We start from the raw sequence: 18,228 nt of genomic DNA, 5'->3' as shown, positions 1-18,228 counted from the left end.
CACCGTCGCCAGCACCTTGTCCGCCGTCCCCACCGGCACAGTGGACTTGTCGACCACGACCTTGTCTTCCTGCATGTACTCGCCAATGGTCTCCGCAACCGCCAGCACATACTTGAGGTCCGCACTGCCGTCCTCATCCGGAGGCGTGCCCACCGCGATAAACTGCAGCTCACCAAAGCCCACCGCCTCTTCGGGATCCGTGGTGAAGCGCAACCGTCCTGCCGCCACATTGGTCTTGACCATGGACTCCAGCCCCGGCTCATAAATCGGGATCTCTCCCTCCTTGAGGCGGGCAATCTTGTCGGTATCCACATCCATGCACATGACGTCGTGACCAACGTCGGCCAGACAGGTGCCCGTCACCAGCCCCACATAACCTGTGCCAAAAATGGTGATTTTCATGCCCTGTCTCCCAATTCCTTTCATCCCGAATAGTGATGACGATGTCCGGGATGATATCACCGATAAGCTGAAGTCTCGCGACAAGCCGACTACGTAGAACAACCCTCCGCGGTCTTTCTCATCCCTCAATATTAGACATTGGTCTAATGTCGAGTGAGCCGTTATACTACGAATATCCTGTTGACCAGAAGGCCCGTGACATGGGTGCCATCGCCCAATATATCGACACCGATCCTCGTATCGACCTGGCACGATTCGCCAATGCCCTCTATCGCCTTGGCGGCGTACTGGAGATGCTCACCGATATGCACTTTGGCCTGGATGCCAATACGGTGGGTGCCATGACACAGGATAGCCAGGGCAACGCTTGTCTGCGGCGCTTGCTGAACAGCGGTACGGTTGCCTACAGCCCCAAGGGCCGCTTGATCCTTAGCCAGGAAGGTCGCGAACTCGCATTCGACATGTTCGGCGTCGGTGCCTGCGACTGAATTTCCTCTCACTATCCCGGCCCCGGCCTGCCATTCACCGAGGCCCCGTTACGGTGCAAAACCTAACTCTGTGATGTGATTGTGAAAATGTTGAACATTCGCTAGCATCTTCGGGGTTGTCCTGCGGAGTCTTAGCGTGCCCCACCCCCCTGTCAGCGTGTCAAAACGCCCCAGTATCGCCGAATATCTGGCTGAAGCCATTTTTTCGGGTCGCTATCAACCTGGTGACTTCGTCCCCAAGGAAGTGGATCTGGCCACACAGTTCTCCATCAATCGTTCTGCTGTACGCAGCGATCTGCGCCAGCTGGTAGATGCAGGCATCATTGAACGCATTTCCGGGCATGGTTCCAAGGTACGTGCTTTCGAGTCATGGAATATCCTGGATCCTCAGGTAACCGAGTGGATGACCCGGTATGCCGCACCCAATCCCGACATTCAACGTGAGATCCTTGCTTTCCGACTTGATGTCGAGCCCTATGTCGCCATGACGGCAGCACGTCGGGCCACAGCACGGGACCTGGTCGCCATCGAAGAAGCCTTTGATGGCATGGCACGGGAAATGCAGAGCCAACTTGGCAACAAGCGTCTTCATAGCGATTACGATATCGCTTTTCACGTGGCGATCTTCAAGGCTACCCGCAATATCGTCTGGTCACAGCTGTCACATATCCTGCGCCCAGCCATCTCGCTATTGATTGAAAGCTCCAACGAAAGTGCCACTGACCCCGAGGCTAGCCTTGAGCGTCATCGACAACTGATGGAGGCCATTCGGGCCAGGGCTCCGGAAGATGCCTTTCGTGCGGCCCAAGCGGTACTGGCAGGAACGGCAGATGCCTTGGGCATACGCCCAGGCGATGCCATTCTGGGCAGTGCCTGGGCGCCTCTTCCTGCTCAGTAAGCCGGGGCCTGTAAAATGCATCATTAAAACGGCAAGAATGGAGCACGATGCCTGAGCGTAGAAGCACATGTTGACCAACGACAGCAGCCAACTATCCTTCACTCATGCTCGCGTTCTTCGGGTCTGCTTCCAGCGATCGAACATGACAGCCAGCAGCAGGATAGCTCCGCGCACCAGGTACTGGTAGAAGGTCGGCACATTGAGCAGGCCCATGGCATTCTGCACACAGCCCATGATCAATACCCCGACCAACACACCGGTGATGGAAGCGATGCCGCCGGACAGAGCAACGCCGCCAAGCACGCAGGCTGAAATGACGGCAAGTTCCAGACCCAAGGCGGTATTGGGATCTCCCAATCCCATGCGGGATGTCAGCAGCACTCCCGCAATACCAGCCACCACTCCCTGCAATCCAAATACGATGATCTTCAAGCGTCGAACGTTGACACCCGCCAGTGCAGCCGCTTCGGCGTTACCTCCTGTCGCAAGCACATTACGACCGAAAGCCGTCATGTTGAGTACGACACCAAAGATGATGAAACAGGCAATCATGGCCCAGACGGGCAAGGTCAGGCCAAACAGAGAGGCACTGCCCAAGTCGAAGAAAGCCGGTACCGTAATCATCACGGCATCACCGCCAGAGGTGATATAAGCCAGCCCGCGCACAAACTCCATGGCGGCCAGGGTGGCAATCAGTGAATTGATGCCAAAGCGCGCCACAACGAAGCCATTGAAGGCCCCTACCGCTCCACCTGCGGCGATACCGCCCGCAACTCCGATCACAACACTGCCCGATGTGCTGGTGAGTATTGCGGCAACGACCCCGCTAAAAGCGACAATGGAAGCCACCGACAAATCGACTTCTCCTAGCGCCAGCACCAGCATCATGGTCGTCGCGATAGTGCCAATCAGTGTCACCGACAGAAACAGCCCCACCATGTTGCGTCCAGTAAGGAAGTCCGGAATGAACACCGACAGGCCAATAAACAGCACGATGAAGATCGCAATCAATCCGGAAGTATCGATCAGTGTGCGTAATGGTTTGGTCAAGCCCTCGCGGCCTGCAGGATGCTCGTTCGGCGTGCTTGCACGCTCTCCTTCACTCTCTATCACGTGATGCGTCGTCATAACTTGTCACTCTTTTTTATTGTCACTCGGTTGCCATGTGGCATTGCTGCCTTTTGACGCTGCCACCTGAAGTTCATGCAGGAAGCGCCAGGCCCAGCAAACGCTCAGGGCTGGCTTCCGCACGGGGCACGATCTCCATTAACTGACCATCGCGCATCACGCCAACTCGATCGCATATGGCACTGACCTCCGCCAGGTCACTGGAGATCACCACTACGCTCTTGCCCTGATCAGCCAAGTCATACAACAACGAGTAGATGTCCCTGCGTGCACCAACATCAATTCCTCGGGTCGGCTCGTCCATCACGAACAGCTCGATTTCCTCGGCGAGCCAACGGGCCAGGATTACCTTCTGCTGATTGCCTCCGGACAGCGTCGAGATACGCGTCCTTGGCCCGGGAGTCTTGATACTCAAGCGCTGTATGTAATCCAGGGTATTTTCCGTCTCCCTGCGAGGGTGACGCAGCCAACCCAGGCGCTTGAAAAAACGACGACAGCTGATATTGAGGTTGTCGGAGACACTGGCGCTCGGAAAGATGCCCTGGGATTTGCGGTCTTCGGGACATAAGGCGATACCCGCCTGGATAGCCTGCCCAGTGGAGGAAAAGCGACAGGCTTCTCCCTGAAAACTCACGACACCTGACGTTGGTGTTTCTGCGCCACACACCAGGCGCATCAGCTCAGAGCGTCCTGCTCCCACCAGGCCAAACAGCCCAAACAACTCGCCGCGATGAACATCGAAACTCACGGGGGCAGTGAGACCGGGGCCCTCGAGCTCCGCGATATCCAGCAATACTTCGCCCACCTGCCGGGGCCGGTAGCCGTACACATCATCGATATCGCGACCGACCATCTCGCTGACCAGGGTGTCATGATCGAGCCCATCCATATGCTCATGCGTACGAATATGGCGACCATCACGAAATACCGTGACCGCATCGCACATCTCGAATACCTCTTCCATGCGGTGCGTCACATAGAGCACTACGCGCCCTTCATCCCGCAGTCGCTTGACGATACGCTTGAGCTGGCGAGTCTCCTGAACCGACAGGCTGCTGGTCGGCTCATCAAACGCGATGATCTTGGCATCCCGTAACAGTGCTCGGCCTATCTCGATCATCTGCTGCTGACCGATCGACAGTTCCCTTACCTTGGTTGCAGGGTGTACGCCCAACTCGCCAAGCTCTTCAAGAATTTCCTGGGCCCGGCGATACATGCTCCGGCGATCAAGAAATCCACGCCTTTCAGGTAACTGGCCAAGCAGCAGGTTCTCTGCCACGGAAAGATTGGGCGACAATGTCAATTCCTGATAGATGATGGCAATTCCTTCTGCCAACGCCTCCCGGGCATTGGCAAAGACATGTCGCTGTCCATCCAGCACGACCGCTCCTGCATTGACACGGTTGACCCCACTCAGCACCTTGAGCAATGTCGACTTGCCTGCACCGTTCTCCCCCATCAGGGCATGCACTTCTCCAGCCTTGGCCGAAAAGCTCACCCCATCCAGGGCACGAACACCAGGAAACTCCACCGTGACACCGTCGATCTGCAGGTAAGGGATATCGCTCGCTTCATCTGGGGATTCACAGACCGAGTTCATCGCGCACCTGCTCCCAATTGCTCCGTGTCATCAGGGTGCCTTGTGTTTCCACATTGGCAGAAGGTTCTACATCTTCCGTTACCCAGCGATAGAGACTATCGGCCGTCTCACGACCATGAGAGGTGGAACTGACGGCCACCGTGGCATAAAAGCCTGTAGGACGATCCCGGGAAAATTCGGCAAACGCCGCCCCTGACCCGTTGATGCCCACGCCAATGACATCATCCGCCGCCAGACCATACTGTTCCGTGGCCCGAACGCCGCCCAGCACACTTTCTTCATTCAAGGCGTAGATGACCCAGTGTTCGAAATCCCCATTCTTGGAGATCACCGGAGAGGCAGCGGAAAAGGCACTGGACGTATCGGTATTCTGTTGAGGAGCATCAAAGATATTGGCTTCAACAAAGCCTCTTTCGAGCAAGGCATCGCTAGCCCCGTCAGTACGTTCCTTTGCTGTCGGCAGCTCATAATTGGTAATGCGCAGAGCCGCAACTTCAGCAGGATCCCAGCCACGGGCTTCCATTTCATCAGCAATCGCATTGCCTACCTGCTGACCGATCTTGTAGCCCGACATCCCTAGATGTGGAACACCCTCCAATGGCGCGCCATCACCACCGACGAAACGGTCGTCCACCGTAATGACCTTCATGCCATACTGGTTGGCCCGATGCATGATCGACGGCCCCAGGCGTACGTCCGGAGGACAGATGACGAATCCCTGGGCGCCCTGGGAGTTCAGGTTGTCGATGGCACTGAGCACCTGCTGACCGTCTTCTCCTGCCAGACGTACCACCTTGAATCCTTTCTCTGCCCCGAGTGCAGTAGCTGCCTTCTGTTCATTGATGAACCATGCCTGTTCAGGCTTCTTGACGATGAAGCCAAGGATTACTTCATCATCCGCAGCCAACACATGGGCTGAGGTAGATAGCAGTACGGCAGTACCTAACATGGCAGATGCCAATAACGACCGTGGTTTCATCTCGTTCTCCTTCCTGGCATGAACGTTGTTGTCATAGTTGTTGTGATAATTATTGTGATGATTGTTGTTGTGCTGATTGTTGTGATGGCTTCTATCGGGTTGCTGTATCGGCTAGTGCATCAGTCGTTACCTGCCTGCCATAGGCAGGTAACGATCAGATAACTCACGCAGCCTAGGCCGCCTTTCAATAACCATCTAATGGCATAATGCTTCATTAGTGATATTCAAATGAATATCACTAACCTGCAAAGGACCACGCCACCCGGAGGTGGCGTGACAGCGGGCATGAATTGGCCAGACTAAAGTGGCAATACCGATGAGCAGGAAACAAAACGTTCTGCTTGTTGCTGCTACTGCGGCACCGAAGAAAATACGTATCGAGTATGGCTAAGATAGGTCTCTTCAGGTGTCAGCAAGGTCGAGGGGAAGTCCGGCTGATTGGGCGAATCGGGATAATGCTGGGTTTCCAGGGCGAAGCCTGAGTGCTGCTGATAAGGCACGCCTGACTTTCCCGTCAGGCTGCCATCAAGGAAATTTCCCGAATAGAACTGTATGCCTGGCTCCGACGTATACACTTCCATGACTCTGCCACTGAGCGGCGCCTCCACCCGAGCAGCCAGTACCAGTTCCTCTGCTGCGGCCTCACCACGGTTGATCACGAAATTGTGATCATAGCCCTTGCCTTTCAGCAACTGCTGATCATCCTCATCAATACGTCTACCGATTGCTACAGGGGTACGAAAATCCAATGGTGAGTTGTCCAGCGAGCGGACCTCTCCAAGAGGAATCAAGGCATCATCCACCGGCGTGAAACCACTGGCATTGATCATCAAGCGGTGTGCCAGTATGTCGCCACTCCCTTCTCCATCGAGATTGAAATAACTGTGCTGAGTGAGATTGACGGGGGTTGTCGCCGTGGTGGACGCCTCATAACGAATGTCCAATGCATTGTCATCGGCCAGGGTATAACGCACCTGTGCCCGCAGTGTCCCGGGATACCCTTGATCCCCATCGGGACTTTCAAGCGTCAGCAGCAGCCCGACAGCATGCTCCTCTTCGAATGCTTGTGCCTGCCATAACCGACGATCGAAACCTTGTGTGCCACCATGCAGATGATTGTCACCATCATTGGCAGGCAGCCGATATGTCTTGCCATCAATACTGAAGCTCGCTCCCGCAATGCGGTTGCCATAACGGCCAATGAGAGCACCAAAATATGGATTGGCCCGCTGGTATGCAGGAGCCAGGTAGTCTTCCAGATGCTCAAAGCCCAGCACGATGTCATCCAGATTTCCCTCATCATCGGGAACCTTGAGCGACACGATGGTGCCACCATATGGCGTAACGGCCATTTCCATGCCATTGGCATTGACCAGACGATAGAGTGCAACCTCGCGACCATCGTCGAGTTGCCCAAATGGAGCAGAGCTCACGGAAGATGGGGGTTTCTGCATTGACGCGTCCTCATCCTGGGTTATCGCCATCGTAGACGATATAGAGCCGGCAATGCCTAGCGCACAGACCATCACCGAGCAGATCCTTGGCCGCATGTCGCAATTCTCCTGTGGGGTATCCCCTTACCCTGGACACCCCGAGCCTTAACCGCTAATACTGCTCAAAGCCAATTTTGATACTCATTCGGTTATCACTGAACATGTCCCGCTATATGTCTCCACATCATCTCGCTCCAGACTGGTTCATCAATGTCCGACTAAAGTTACGTCATCTGGAACTGTTTACGGCCCTCGATGATCATCGCAACCTCCATCGAGCTGCTGCCAGCCTGGCTATCAGCCAGCCTGCCGCTTCAAAGCTGTTGGGCGACATCGAGGATCGGCTTGGGCTCAAGCTGTTCGAGCGACACCCTCGTGGCCTGGAGCCCAACTGGTATGGGGAAGTTGTGATACGTCATGCCCGAGACATGCTGGCATCGTTGAGACAGACGGGAGATGAACTCAACGCCATACAGGCAGGCAATGCCGGCACAGTGGCGGTAGGTACCGTCATGGATCCTGCCGTCACCCTGCTGTCTCGTTCTCTTGAGGCGACCCGCAAAAGCTTGCCGGGCCTGCACATCAGCGTCGATGTGGATGTCAGCCAAGCCCTGATTCCCCGACTACAGGAAGGCCAGCTGGATATGGCGCTATGCCGCATCCCACTCGGCTTCGATACTCGTCCCTTCATCTTCGAGGAAATCGGCGAAGAAGCCACGTGCTTCGTGTGTCGCCATGACCACCCCTTGGCCATCACCACCACACCTTCCCTTACAGAGATGATGCAGTATCCCTGGGCATTACAGCCCCCGGGCGCATTGATGCGCCAGCGCTTCGATCATCTGCTGATGTACCATGACCTGGTCCCCCCCAGACAGATCGTCGATACTTCAGACATCCTGGTATCACTGGCGCTGGTGTCCTCCACCGATACACTGGCAATGACCACGCGCGAGGTCGCCGAGCTGCTGTGCGACCCTCAACGCTTCTGTCTGCTGCCAACCCAGGAAGCCCTGAATGTCCAGCCTTATGGTCTGGTGACGCTGCGCGAAAAGCGTTTATCGCCAGGGGCTGCGGCTCTGACCACCAAATTGCGCAGCATTATCCGTCAACAGCAGACCTCGTAGCGAAAAAGCCGTGGAAAGTCGCGAAAAGTGTCCGTCTACGCCTTATTCGATAGATGCCTCGACACTGTTCAAGAAAAGCTCCAACGCTGGTCAAGAAAAGCGCCAACGCTAGTCAAGAAAAGCTTCAACACCCCTGCGATGCCCAAGCATCAAGGCATCTGCCACATGGCGCAATGGCGTGATGTCCATGTCGCTTTCACCACGCTCAAGCAGGCTATGAAAATGCCCGTAGACGCCTTGGTACTCTCGCTCTGGTTCATCTACCACGCTTTGCCCATCGATCAATAACCGGGCGCCACCGCGCTCCAGCTCCAGTACACCCGACGTCGTGTCGATGCGCATCTCCCAATGTGGTGGATCTTCATGGCGAAAGTCGAAATCCGCCTGCACCTCAGCACCTTCAGCGGTACGAAAATCGAGACGTGCGGCAATGGGCGTCTGGCTGTTGGCCGGAACATCCAGTTCAGCCGCCTTGAGAAAGAAAGGCTGTTCCAGAACCTCGGTCAAAATGGACAAGGCATTGATACCGGGATCGAAGACGCCCATGCCGCCCGCCTGCCACAACCAGGCCTGCCCGGGATGCCATACTCTGACATCCTCATGCCAACGAATGCTGACTGCATGCACGGTTCGCCCCGCAAGCCACTCGCGGGCAGAAGCAATTCCCGGTGCAAAACGTGAATGCCAGGCAGCAAACAGCACCGCTCCTTGTGCCTCGGCATAGGCCTTGAGATCTTCGGTCTCGGCCAGGGTCGCTCCTGGCGGCTTTTCCAGTAACACGGCCTTGCCACGACTCAACGCCAGTCGTGCCAACTCATGACGCAAGCTCGCGGGTGTGCAGATGGCCACCGCGTCGATCTCTGGCCGAGCATCGAGCATCGCTTCCAGGCTGGCGTAGCTGGCAACGCCTTCCAGGCTGGCATGAGGATCAGCCACCGCTTCCAGCACCAAGCCCGGTATCGCCGCAATAGCACCAAGGTGCTGGTCACGCACAATCTTGCCAGCGCCAACCAGCCCCAGACGAAATTTGCTCATGGCAAGGTCTCCTTGAATGCCATAGGAATAGCGTTGCAACATGAAGGAAGCAATGGCGAGGCAGTCTAACGGCCACATTCCTACCTTGCCAGCACCTTTCCCGGCATCCATGCCTTATCAGGTCGTGTCACGCTTTCGATCATGTCACGCTATCAATGGTTATCCCGCGGCGGACTCACTCTGGCGACATCGCGATATTGGTCCGCACCAGACAGCGTCATGCCGCGATCCAGCGGCTCAACAAGCGTGCGCTGAATTTCCTGCCACGGCGTCTGGTGTCGGGGATAGGCATACCCTCCCTGCCTCTCCAACTGTTCCCTGCGAGAAGTCAGCACCTCATCATCAACCAATAGCCGTACTTCTCCCTTGCCCAGATCCACTCGCAGACGGTCTCCACTCTCGACCAGGGCCAAAGGGCCACCCGTGGCCGCTTCAGGGGAAGCATTCAAGATCGACGGCGAACCGGAAGTGCCTGACTGACGCCCATCCCCCAGGCACGGCAAGGATTCGATACCTTGTTCGATCAGTGCCGCCGGGGGCTGCATATTGACCACCTCAGCTCCGCCGGGATGCCCGACAGGCCCGGCACCACGCATGATCAGAATAGTGCTGGCATCAACCCCCAGTGCAGGATCCTCGATACGGGCGTGGTAATCTTCCGCGCCATCGAACACGACGACTGGCCCTTCAAAGGCATTCGGGTCATCGGGGTTTTCGAGAAAGCGGCGGCGGAAATCCGGCGATATCACACTGGTCTTCATCAACGCCGAATCAAACAGATTGCCCTTGAGATTGAGGAAGCCCGCATGCGCCACCAGCGGGTTGTCAAAGCGCCGGATGACTTCTTCATCATTGGTTTCCCGGCCAGCCACATTTTCCGCCAGACTGCGGCCATTGGCAGTGATCACGCCGCCATGCAGAAGTCCCTGGCCAAGCAACTCGCAGGCCACGGCAGGAACGCCTCCGGCACGATGGAACTCTTCCCCAAGATAAGCGCCAGCCGGCATGACATTGGCCAGCAGCGGGATCTCATGACCAATGCGCTGCCAGTCATCATTGTCCAGCGACACACCGGCATGCCGAGCAATGGCATTGACATGGACCGGCGCATTGGATGAGCCACCCAATGCCGAACACACCACGATGGCATTCTCGAAGGCTTCCCGGGTCAGAATGTCCAGCGGCCGCAAGTCCTCCCAGACCATATCGACAATGCGCTCCCCAGTGTCGTAGGCCAGCATGGCCCGCTCCTTGTAGGGCGCAGGAATCATCGCCGAGCCTGGCAGGCTCATACCCAGTATTTCCGCCATGGCATTCATGGTCGAGGCCGTGCCCATGGTATTGCAATGCCCTACCGAAGGCGCTGACTGCGTGGCCCTGGCCAGGAACTCGCCATAATCGATATCCCCTGCCGCAAGGCGCTTGCGCAATTCCCAGATAATGGTGCCGGACCCGACCCGCTCATTGCCACGCCAGCCATTGAGCATAGGGCCGCCTGACAGCACGATGGCCGGAATATTGACCGTGGCAGCCGCCATCACGCAGGCCGGTGTGGTCTTGTCACAGCCAGTGGTCAGCACGACACCATCCAGGGGATAACCGTGCAGCACTTCCACCAGCCCCAGATACGCCAGATTGCGATCCAGTGCCGCCGTCGGCCGGCGTACGTTCTCGTGAATCGGGTGCAGAGGAAATTCGAACGGAACACCACCGGCAGCGCGAATCCCGTCCTTCACCCGCTTGGCCAGCTCTAGATGATGGCGATTGCACGGTGTCAGATCCGAACCGGACTGGGCAATACCGATGATCGGCCGCCCGGAAGTCAGTTCCTCCAGAGTAATGCCCTGGTTCATGTAGCGCTCGATGCACAGTGCAGTGGTTCCGGGGTGATCGGGATTATCGAACCACCAGCGTGAACGCAGGTTATCTGGCATCATGCGTGGTCGACTAGCCATGATATCGGCTCCTGTGCCACGTTTCAGTGGGAATGACGTGGCACTTCAGCGCCACGGCATCCCACCAGAAAATCAAAATCGCAGCCTTCATCGGCTTGCAGTACATGCTCGATATACAACTGGCGATATCCTCCGCTGGCGGCAATCTGGCGTGACATGGCAGTGGCATCGCTCTCGGCCAGGCGTTGTGCCAACGCTTCCTCGCTGACCTCCAGGTGCAGACGCCCCGCGTAGGCATCCAACTCGATCCAGTCGCCATTGCGTACTGCCGCCAACGGGCCACCCGCAGCAGCTTCGGGCGCGACATGCAATACCACCGTGCCATAGGCCGTACCACTCATGCGTGCATCGGAGATTCGCACCATGTCCGTCACCCCCTTGGCCAACAGCTTCGCCGGTAATCCCATGTTGCCGACTTCTGCCATGCCGTGATAACCACGCGGACCGCAGTGCTTCATGACCAGAATGCTGCTCTCGTCCACTTCCAGGTCAGGGTCATTGATACGTGCCTTGTAGTCATCGAAGTTCTCGAACACCACCGCCTGGCCACGATGCCGCATCAGCTCCGGACTCGCAGCCGATGGCTTGAGTACCGCGCCCTTGGGCGCCAGGTTGCCACGCAGTACACAGATGCCGCCGTCTTCCACCAATGGCTTGTCCAGTGGACGAACCACTTCATCATCATAGAGAGGTGCATCCTTGACGTTGTCCCACAGCGACTGACCATTCACTGTCAGCGCTTCCTTGTGCGGCAGCAGATCAGCTTCGCCTAGGCGTCGTAACACGGCAGGCAGACCACCGGCATAGTAGAACTCTTCCATGAGGAAACGCCCGGACGGTTGCAGGTCAACCAACGTCGGCGTACCGCGTCCCACTCGCGTCCAGTCATCCAGCTCAAGCTCCACACCCATCCGCCCTGCAATGGCCTTGAGATGGATCACCGCATTGGTCGAGCCTCCAATCGCAGCATTGGTACGTATGGCGTTTTCGAAGGCTTCACGGGTCAGCACCTTCGACAGCCTCAGATCTTCGCGAACCATATCGACAATACGATTGCCCGACAGGTGCGCCAGCACATAACGCCGTGAGTCCACCGCAGGAATCGCGGCATTATGCGGTAGCGAAACGCCTAGTGACTCGGCCATGCACGCCATGGTGGACGCGGTTCCCATGGTGTTGCAGGTACCTGCCGAGCGGGACATGCCGGCTTCGGCCGCCATGAAATCATGCATGGATATCTTGCCCGCCTTGACCTCTTCCGACAGTTGCCACACGACGGTGCCGGAACCGATATCCCGCCCTTGGTGCTTGCCGTTGAGCATGGGGCCGCCTGTCACCACGATGGCAGGAATGTCGCAGCTGGCAGCTCCCATCAGCAATGCAGGGGTCGTCTTGTCACACCCCGTCAGCAGCACGACACCGTCAATCGGGTTGCCACGTATCGCTTCTTCTACGTCCATGCTTGCCAGATTGCGCGTGAACATCGCCGTAGGGCGCAAGTTGGACTCACCATTGGAGAACACCGGGAATTCCACCGGATACCCTCCCGCCTCGAAGATGCCTTTCTTGACATGCTCGGCCAACTTGCGGAAGTGAGCATTGCAGGGCGTCAGCTCAGACCAGGTATTGCAGATACCGATGATCGGTCGGCCGTCGAACTCATGATCGGGTATGCCCTGATTCTTCATCCAACTGCGGTACATGAAGCCATTCTTGTCGGCACTGCCGAACCACTGACTGCTGCGGAGTGGACGCTTGGGCGAGGAAGGCTTGCTCATGAAAGTCGCTCCTGAAAGGTGGTTAGCGGAAACGTTACGTTGCCAAGCCACTTAAGTACATACATACAAAAGTATATGTTGAACATACTCTCATCATGAGCAACATTTCATGGCACGTCATTCTCAAACAACCCCACAACAACAACCAAGCCTGCAAGGGAGACACGCCATGTCACGCCTTATCCGACACCCGGGCCCTGTCCTGATGTTCTGCGCTTCCGCTTTATTCGCCAGCGTGAACGCCCAGGCTGCCGAATACGACTGGAAGTTTCAGGCGTCAGAAACTGCCGGGGAGCCGAGTTTCAAGATCAAGCAGGAATGGGCCCAGCGCATTGAAACCATGAGCGGTGGCCGTATCAGTATCGAGGTATTACCGATCAACAGCGTGGTAGGTCCCACGGAAACCTTGCAGGCCGTCAGTGCCGGCATTCTTCAGGGACACATGACCGACCCCAGCTACTTCTCAGGCCAGGATCCTGCCTTTGGCATGTTGGGCAATCTGGTAGGTGCATGGAACAACCCCTACGACTTTCTGGAATTCATGAAAGACGGGGGTGGAGAAGATCTCTACAACGAGCTGGTGGCACCTTATGGCACCCACTTGATTGCTGCCGCCACGTTTCCGCTCGAATCCATTCCCTCCACTGTCGCCATCGAAAGCCTGGAAGACTTCAAAGGCCTCAAGATACGAGCGCCTCAAGGCATGGTGTACAACATCTTCGAACGTATCGGGGCGACTCCCGTCAACCTTCCGGGCTCCGAGGTCTATACCGGGCTTGAGAAGGGCGTGATTGATGCCGCGGATTCCACGGTGCTTTCCAACAACGATGCCATGGGCCTGCATGCCTTCGCCCCCTACCCGCTGTATCCCGGCTTCCACTCCATGCCAATGATCGCCATTTCGCTCAACAAGGCGATATGGGACGAGCTACCTGAGGACCTTCAGGATCTCCTGAAGACCTCTTTCGATGCCATGTCCTATGACCTGATCGCCCGACTCAAGGCTCAGGACCTGGAGGCCCTGGCCAAGCTGAAAGAAGACCCGGATGTGCACCCGATCGACCTTTCCGCCGAAGACCGCCTGGCCTTCCGCCAAGCGGCAGAACAGGAATGGAAGGAATGGGCCGATGACAATGACATGACCCAGAAAATCTACACCGCCGCCACCGACTTCCTGCGCCGGCGAGGGCAGCTTTAACACCATGCGGTTTTATTAAACATCCACTGGGTTATCCGCAAAGGACCATCCGCAAAGGACTATCCGCAACGAGGACCGGCCGGCTTCGGCATTGGAGAAGCCGGCTTCTGCCCATAGCAAGGAGCTCCCATGGCAACGCCACGCATGACATATCTGGAGAAGATAGGGTTCGGCAGTGGCGATATGGCGATCAATGTCGTCATATCCTCCATGTTTCTGATCATCTCCTATTTCTATACGGATATTTTTGGCCTAAAGCCCAGCCACATGGGCATTCTGTTCCTGGTAGCCCGGCTGGTAGATGCCGTCACAGACCCTTTGATGGGCATGATCACCGATCGCATCAATACTCCCAAAGGTCGTTATCGTCCTTATTTCCTGATTTTTGCCGTGCCATTTGGCATTTCTGTTCTACTGCTCTTCACTACCCCGGATTGGGACTACAATGCCAAGCTGGTCTGGGCTTATGCGACCTATCTACTTGTCACACTGCTCTTTACTGCTGTCACCATTCCATACATCTCCTTGATCGGAGCGCTTACCGACAACCCGAAGGACAAGCTCTCGGCCAATGGCTACCGTCTGTTCTTTGCCAAGATTGCCGCCTTTCTGGTCACCATCATTGTCCCGGAACTGGCCGCCTCCTTTGGTGCAGACCACCTGAGGCTCGGTTATCAAGTCGCCATGGGGCTGATGGGAGCGCTGGCAGCACTACTATTGTTGTTCTGCTATGCCACGACCAGGGAACGGGTACACCACCGCATCGACAAGAAACCCTTCAAGCAGCAGTTGGCCATTCTGCGCAAGAATGACCAATGGCTGCTGCTGTGTGGCGTCTGTTTTACCGGCACCATGGGCTACGTCATGCGCAGCAGTGTCGCGGCCTACTATGCAAAATATTATCTGGGGGCTTCCCCCTCCATGCTCTCCGCCTTTCTCAGCACAGGTGTAATCGCCGCCATTCTGGCCATGATTGCATCCACCTGGATCACCAAATTCTATTGCAAGATCAAGCTATTCCGTTGGACCCAAGTTCTGACAGGAGTGCTCAGCGCCTTGATGTTCGTGCTGGTCAACCCCGGTGATATAGCCCTGGCTTTCATTTTCTACTTTCTGATTTCTTTTGTTGTCGACTTGCATGCACCAGTGTTCTGGTCAGCGATTGCCGAGTCCGTCGACTATGGCGAAGCCAAGACAGGCCAACGTGTCTCAGGGCTGGCCTTTGGCGGAATTTCCTTCTTTCAGAAAGCTGGCATGGGGGTCTCGGGCTTCCTGGTGGGCATGTTGCTGGGCTTCTTCGATTATCAGCCCAACATCGACCAGAGTAGCTTCACTCTTACAGGTATCGCCCTGATGCTGTGCATTCTTCCCGGTGTCTTTCACACCCTGATGGGCCTACTGATGTTCCCTTATCGCATCACGGACGCTTACTACCAGAACATGGTGGCAGGCAAGGCCGACCAGGCCGACAACGACTGGCCTGCTGACAGTATCAGCAAGCCATCCTCCTGATACCCATGCCGACCATTCAATATCTCATCATGGGAGTAAAACATGCCTCTCCAGCCCAAGCCTCTGATAGAGCAACGCGCCGACCCCTGGATCATCAAACACCTGGATCGGTACTACTTCATCGCGTCAGTCCCCACGTACGACCGGCTGGAGATCCGCGCTGCAGACAGCATTTCCGAGCTATCCTGCGCCCCGGCGACCACTGTCTGGTCAAAACCTTCCCAAGGGCCACTCAGTGAACTGATCTGGGCTCCCGAACTGCATCACCATGACGAAGAGTGGTTCATCTATTTTGCCGCCGCCCCATCGCGGGAGATTGTCGATGGGCTCTTTCAGCACCGCATGTACTGTATTTCGACCAAGGCCGATGATCCGTGCAAGGGCCCATGGAGTGAGCCCCGTCGAATAGAGACACCACTGGACAGTTTCAGTCTCGATGCGACCACCTTCCGCCATGCTGATCAGCTGTACTACCTCTGGGCCCAGAAAGACCCTCAGGTTCCGGGAAATTCCAACCTGTACCTCTCTGCCATGGCGGCACCGGACACATTGAGTGGAGAACCGATATGTCTCAGCAAGCCGGAATACGAGTGGGAAAAACGTGGCTTCCTGGTCAACGAAGGGCCTGCCGTCATCACCCACGGCCAGCGCATTTTCATTACCTACTCTGCCAGCGCCACAGATGAAAACTACTGCATGGGACTGTTATGGGCGGATATCGGCAGCAACCTTCTCGACCCTCGAAGCTGGCAAAAGTCTGCGACACCGGTCCTGCAAAGTGATATGACCCACCATATTTTCGGCCCTGGGCATAACAGCTTTACCGAAGACGAATCAGGCTCCACGGACCTGCTGGTCTACCACGCTCGCACTTACACCCAAATCCAGGGAGACCCTTTGTGGGATCCCAATCGGCACACCTACGTCAAGCCTATTCGTTGGGATGACAGAGGGTTTCCTGATTTCGGCCATGCAGGAAGCGACACCCTGCTGCCACGTCAGTGAAAGTACCCATGCGGTTTGAAACCGGTACTTGATGCTGTCACGGAAGTATTTCTCCTACAGCATGCTTGTATGAGTGTCATACCAAAGATATGTTGAACATATTCCCGAGTCGTTCAACATCAACTCGATGATCAAGGAATCCTTCCATGCGATTGATCCAATGCCTGTATCAGGAAAAGCCACGTGCGGCCCTGGTCGAAGATGACAACGTACGGCTCACCGACAGCGATACCTATGGTCTTGCACAAAGGGCGCTGGAACGCGGTCTTTCGCTGGCTGAAACAGTAGCAGCCAGCCTGGGTGATCAATGTCTGAGCTATGACGAGTTGATTGAATCACGGCTGCTACTGCCACCTCTGACCCATCCGGACCCGGCCCACTGCCTGGTGACCGGCACGGGGCTGACCCACCTGGGCAGCGCGGATACTCGTTCCGCCATGCATGCCAAGACGCAGACCGACGAATCGCAAATGACCGATTCCATGCGCATGTTCAAGCTGGGCGTCGAAGGCGGCAAGCCCGCCGCAGGCAGCATCGGCGCCCAGCCGGAATGGTTCTACAAGGGCGATGGTAGCTGTGTAATTGCCCCTGAGGCGCCCCTGCCCTCACCCGCTTTCGCCCAGGATGCCGGAGAAGAACCCGAGTTGGCCGGGCTCTACATCATCGACCACCAAGGGAAACCTCGGCGGCTCGGTTTTGCCATCGGCAATGAATTCTCCGACCACGTGACGGAACGCTTCAATTATCTCTGGCTCGCCCACTCCAAACTGCGTGCCTGCAGCTTTGGTCCTGAGCTGCTGATCGGTGAACTGCCTGCTCACCTGGAAGGTACCAGTCGCATCACTCGCCACGGCGAGACGCTGTGGAACAAGACCTTTCTCACTGGCGAAGACAATATGGCCCATAGCCTGGCCAACCTTGAGCATCACCATTTCAAGTATCCCGGTTTCCGTCGTCCAGGAGATGTTCACGTGCACTTTTTCGGCACAGCCACGTTGAGTTTTGCCGATGACATCAGGGTCCAGCCTGGCGATCGTTTCGAGATTGAGCTTGCGGCATTCGGTCGACCACTGCGCAACCCACTTGCCGCTCCTGACCAGGACGAGGGTTTGCTCAGCATCACCGCACTATAGTTTTTCGTTACCTATTCATTGGCCACTTTTTCTTGGCCACTTTCCTTTCGACAGGAGACAGCATGAACCTCGAAGGCAAGCAACTGATCGGCAACCAGGCCGTACTGGCCCAAGGCCAGCCCATCCACGGCATCAACCCGGCCACCGGCGAGCGCCTCGAGCCCGGCTATCCCGGCGGCGGCACGGCCGAGGTCGAGCGTGCCTGTGAACTCGCTTGGCAGGCCTTCGATGCCTATCGCGAAACCGGGCCCGAACAGCGTGCGTCCTTTCTGGAAACCATTGCCGATGAAATCGAGGCCATTGGCGATGACCTGATTGTGCGCGCCATGGCCGAATCGGGCCTGCCACGCGCCCGTCTGGAAGGTGAGCGTGGCCGGACCTGCGGCCAGCTACGCCTGTTTGCCCAGGTGGTGCGTGCCGGCGAATGGCTGGATGTGCGCATCGACCCGGCACTGCCTGAACGTCAGCCGCTACCGCGCGTCGATCTGCGCCAGCGT

Annotated in this window: 15 protein-coding genes and 1 pseudogene; 8 read left to right on the top strand and 8 right to left on the bottom strand. The window is 56.7% G+C overall.

What is annotated here, in order from left to right; genetic code table 11:
- Nucleotides 1-402: pseudogene (locus tag Q1K07_RS20695) on the bottom strand (UDP-glucose 6-dehydrogenase); the annotation flags it as partial.
- Between the two features lie 200 nt (nt 403-602).
- Between Q1K07_RS20695 and Q1K07_RS20690 the strand changes: the two are divergent.
- Both Q1K07_RS20690 and Q1K07_RS20685 read left to right on the top strand, forming a co-directional pair.
- On the top strand, nt 603-890 hold the full coding sequence (locus Q1K07_RS20690) for a hypothetical protein (protein WP_300315667.1): 288 nt from the start codon (nt 603-605) through the stop codon (nt 888-890).
- Between the two features lie 136 nt (nt 891-1,026).
- Nucleotides 1,027-1,788 (top strand): FCD domain-containing protein, encoded by a 762-nt coding sequence (locus Q1K07_RS20685; protein ID WP_300315664.1) that lies wholly within the window; start codon nt 1,027-1,029, stop codon nt 1,786-1,788.
- Nucleotides 1,789-1,890: 102 nt separating this feature from the next.
- On the opposite strand, the gene araH is transcribed toward Q1K07_RS20685, so the two are convergent.
- The 4 genes from araH to Q1K07_RS20665 all read right to left on the bottom strand — a co-directional run bounded on the left by araH (nt 1,891) and on the right by Q1K07_RS20665 (nt 6,949).
- The gene (gene araH, locus Q1K07_RS20680) at nt 1,891-2,916 is read right to left on the bottom strand and encodes an L-arabinose ABC transporter permease AraH (protein WP_300315661.1); all 1,026 of its coding nucleotides are present in this window, start codon (nt 2,914-2,916) and stop codon (nt 1,891-1,893) included.
- 73 nt (nt 2,917-2,989) lie between these two features.
- The gene (gene araG, locus Q1K07_RS20675; RefSeq protein ID WP_300315658.1) at nt 2,990-4,516 is read right to left on the bottom strand and encodes an L-arabinose ABC transporter ATP-binding protein AraG; all 1,527 of its coding nucleotides are present in this window, start codon (nt 4,514-4,516) and stop codon (nt 2,990-2,992) included.
- Nucleotides 4,500-5,495 (bottom strand): arabinose ABC transporter substrate-binding protein, encoded by a 996-nt coding sequence (locus Q1K07_RS20670; protein ID WP_300315655.1) that lies wholly within the window; start codon nt 5,493-5,495, stop codon nt 4,500-4,502. The genes araG and Q1K07_RS20670 overlap by 17 nt, the downstream gene beginning before the upstream one ends.
- Before the next feature lie 350 nt (nt 5,496-5,845).
- Nucleotides 5,846-6,949: an aldose epimerase family protein gene (locus tag Q1K07_RS20665; RefSeq protein ID WP_300315652.1), complete on the bottom strand. Its 1,104-nt coding sequence runs from the start codon at nt 6,947-6,949 to the stop codon at nt 5,846-5,848.
- Between the two features lie 200 nt (nt 6,950-7,149).
- Here Q1K07_RS20665 and Q1K07_RS20660 point away from each other — a divergent pair, with 200 nt between their 5' ends.
- Entirely contained in the window at nt 7,150-8,115 is a 966-nt protein-coding gene (locus tag Q1K07_RS20660; protein WP_300315649.1) for a LysR substrate-binding domain-containing protein, read from the top strand.
- A 108-nt stretch (nt 8,116-8,223) separates the two neighbouring features.
- Here the strand turns inward: Q1K07_RS20660 and Q1K07_RS20655 are convergent, their stop codons facing one another.
- The 3 genes from Q1K07_RS20655 to Q1K07_RS20645 all read right to left on the bottom strand — a co-directional run bounded on the left by Q1K07_RS20655 (nt 8,224) and on the right by Q1K07_RS20645 (nt 12,883).
- Nucleotides 8,224-9,150, bottom strand: coding sequence for a Gfo/Idh/MocA family oxidoreductase (locus Q1K07_RS20655; protein ID WP_300315646.1), 927 nt, complete (start codon nt 9,148-9,150; stop codon nt 8,224-8,226).
- A 152-nt stretch (nt 9,151-9,302) separates the two neighbouring features.
- On the bottom strand, nt 9,303-11,105 hold the full coding sequence (locus tag Q1K07_RS20650) for an IlvD/Edd family dehydratase (protein WP_300315643.1): 1,803 nt from the start codon (nt 11,103-11,105) through the stop codon (nt 9,303-9,305).
- A gap of 23 nt (nt 11,106-11,128) precedes the next feature.
- Nucleotides 11,129-12,883, bottom strand: a complete 1,755-nt coding sequence (locus tag Q1K07_RS20645; RefSeq protein WP_300315640.1) for an IlvD/Edd family dehydratase — start codon at nt 12,881-12,883, stop codon at nt 11,129-11,131.
- A gap of 205 nt (nt 12,884-13,088) precedes the next feature.
- Between Q1K07_RS20645 and Q1K07_RS20640 the strand changes: the two genes are divergently transcribed.
- From Q1K07_RS20640 to Q1K07_RS20620, 5 genes are all read left to right on the top strand, one after another.
- Entirely contained in the window at nt 13,089-14,081 is a 993-nt protein-coding gene (locus tag Q1K07_RS20640) for a TRAP transporter substrate-binding protein (RefSeq protein ID WP_300315670.1), read from the top strand.
- Between the two features lie 129 nt (nt 14,082-14,210).
- Nucleotides 14,211-15,593 (top strand): MFS transporter, encoded by a 1,383-nt coding sequence (locus tag Q1K07_RS20635; protein WP_300315637.1) that lies wholly within the window; start codon nt 14,211-14,213, stop codon nt 15,591-15,593.
- Nucleotides 15,594-15,635: 42 nt separating this feature from the next.
- Nucleotides 15,636-16,598, top strand: coding sequence for a family 43 glycosylhydrolase (locus tag Q1K07_RS20630; protein ID WP_300315635.1), 963 nt, complete (start codon nt 15,636-15,638; stop codon nt 16,596-16,598).
- A 146-nt stretch (nt 16,599-16,744) separates the two neighbouring features.
- On the top strand, nt 16,745-17,731 hold the full coding sequence (gene araD1 / locus Q1K07_RS20625; RefSeq protein ID WP_300315632.1) for an AraD1 family protein: 987 nt from the start codon (nt 16,745-16,747) through the stop codon (nt 17,729-17,731).
- Nucleotides 17,732-17,793: 62 nt separating this feature from the next.
- A partial coding sequence (locus Q1K07_RS20620) for an aldehyde dehydrogenase family protein (protein ID WP_300315630.1) occupies nt 17,794-18,228 on the top strand: 435 nt, incomplete at its 3' end.

Origin of the sequence: Halomonas sp. (genome assembly GCF_029263665.1) — a bacterium.
Taxonomy (GTDB): domain Bacteria; phylum Pseudomonadota; class Gammaproteobacteria; order Pseudomonadales; family Halomonadaceae; genus Halomonas.
The sequence above is the reverse complement of the archived record's forward strand: the minus strand, read 5'-3'. Positions and strand labels throughout refer to the sequence as shown.

Coding starts and splice junctions, on each gene's coding strand:
- Q1K07_RS20690 (WP_300315667.1), top strand. CDS start 603: ATGGGTGCCATCGCCCAATATATCGACACCGATCCTCGTATCGACCTG.
- araH (WP_300315661.1), bottom strand. CDS start 2,916: ATGACGACGCATCACGTGATAGAGAGTGAAGGAGAGCGTGCAAGCACG.
- araG (WP_300315658.1), bottom strand. CDS start 4,516: ATGAACTCGGTCTGTGAATCCCCAGATGAAGCGAGCGATATCCCTTAC.
- Q1K07_RS20670 (WP_300315655.1), bottom strand. CDS start 5,495: ATGAAACCACGGTCGTTATTGGCATCTGCCATGTTAGGTACTGCCGTA.
- Q1K07_RS20665 (WP_300315652.1), bottom strand. CDS start 6,949: ATGCAGAAACCCCCATCTTCCGTGAGCTCTGCTCCATTTGGGCAACTC.
- Q1K07_RS20660 (WP_300315649.1), top strand. CDS start 7,150: ATGTCCCGCTATATGTCTCCACATCATCTCGCTCCAGACTGGTTCATC.
- Q1K07_RS20655 (WP_300315646.1), bottom strand. CDS start 9,150: ATGAGCAAATTTCGTCTGGGGCTGGTTGGCGCTGGCAAGATTGTGCGT.
- Q1K07_RS20650 (WP_300315643.1), bottom strand. CDS start 11,105: ATGGCTAGTCGACCACGCATGATGCCAGATAACCTGCGTTCACGCTGG.
- Q1K07_RS20645 (WP_300315640.1), bottom strand. CDS start 12,883: ATGAGCAAGCCTTCCTCGCCCAAGCGTCCACTCCGCAGCAGTCAGTGG.
- Q1K07_RS20640 (WP_300315670.1), top strand. CDS start 13,089: ATGTTCTGCGCTTCCGCTTTATTCGCCAGCGTGAACGCCCAGGCTGCC.
- Q1K07_RS20635 (WP_300315637.1), top strand. CDS start 14,211: ATGGCAACGCCACGCATGACATATCTGGAGAAGATAGGGTTCGGCAGT.
- Q1K07_RS20630 (WP_300315635.1), top strand. CDS start 15,636: ATGCCTCTCCAGCCCAAGCCTCTGATAGAGCAACGCGCCGACCCCTGG.
- araD1 (WP_300315632.1), top strand. CDS start 16,745: ATGCGATTGATCCAATGCCTGTATCAGGAAAAGCCACGTGCGGCCCTG.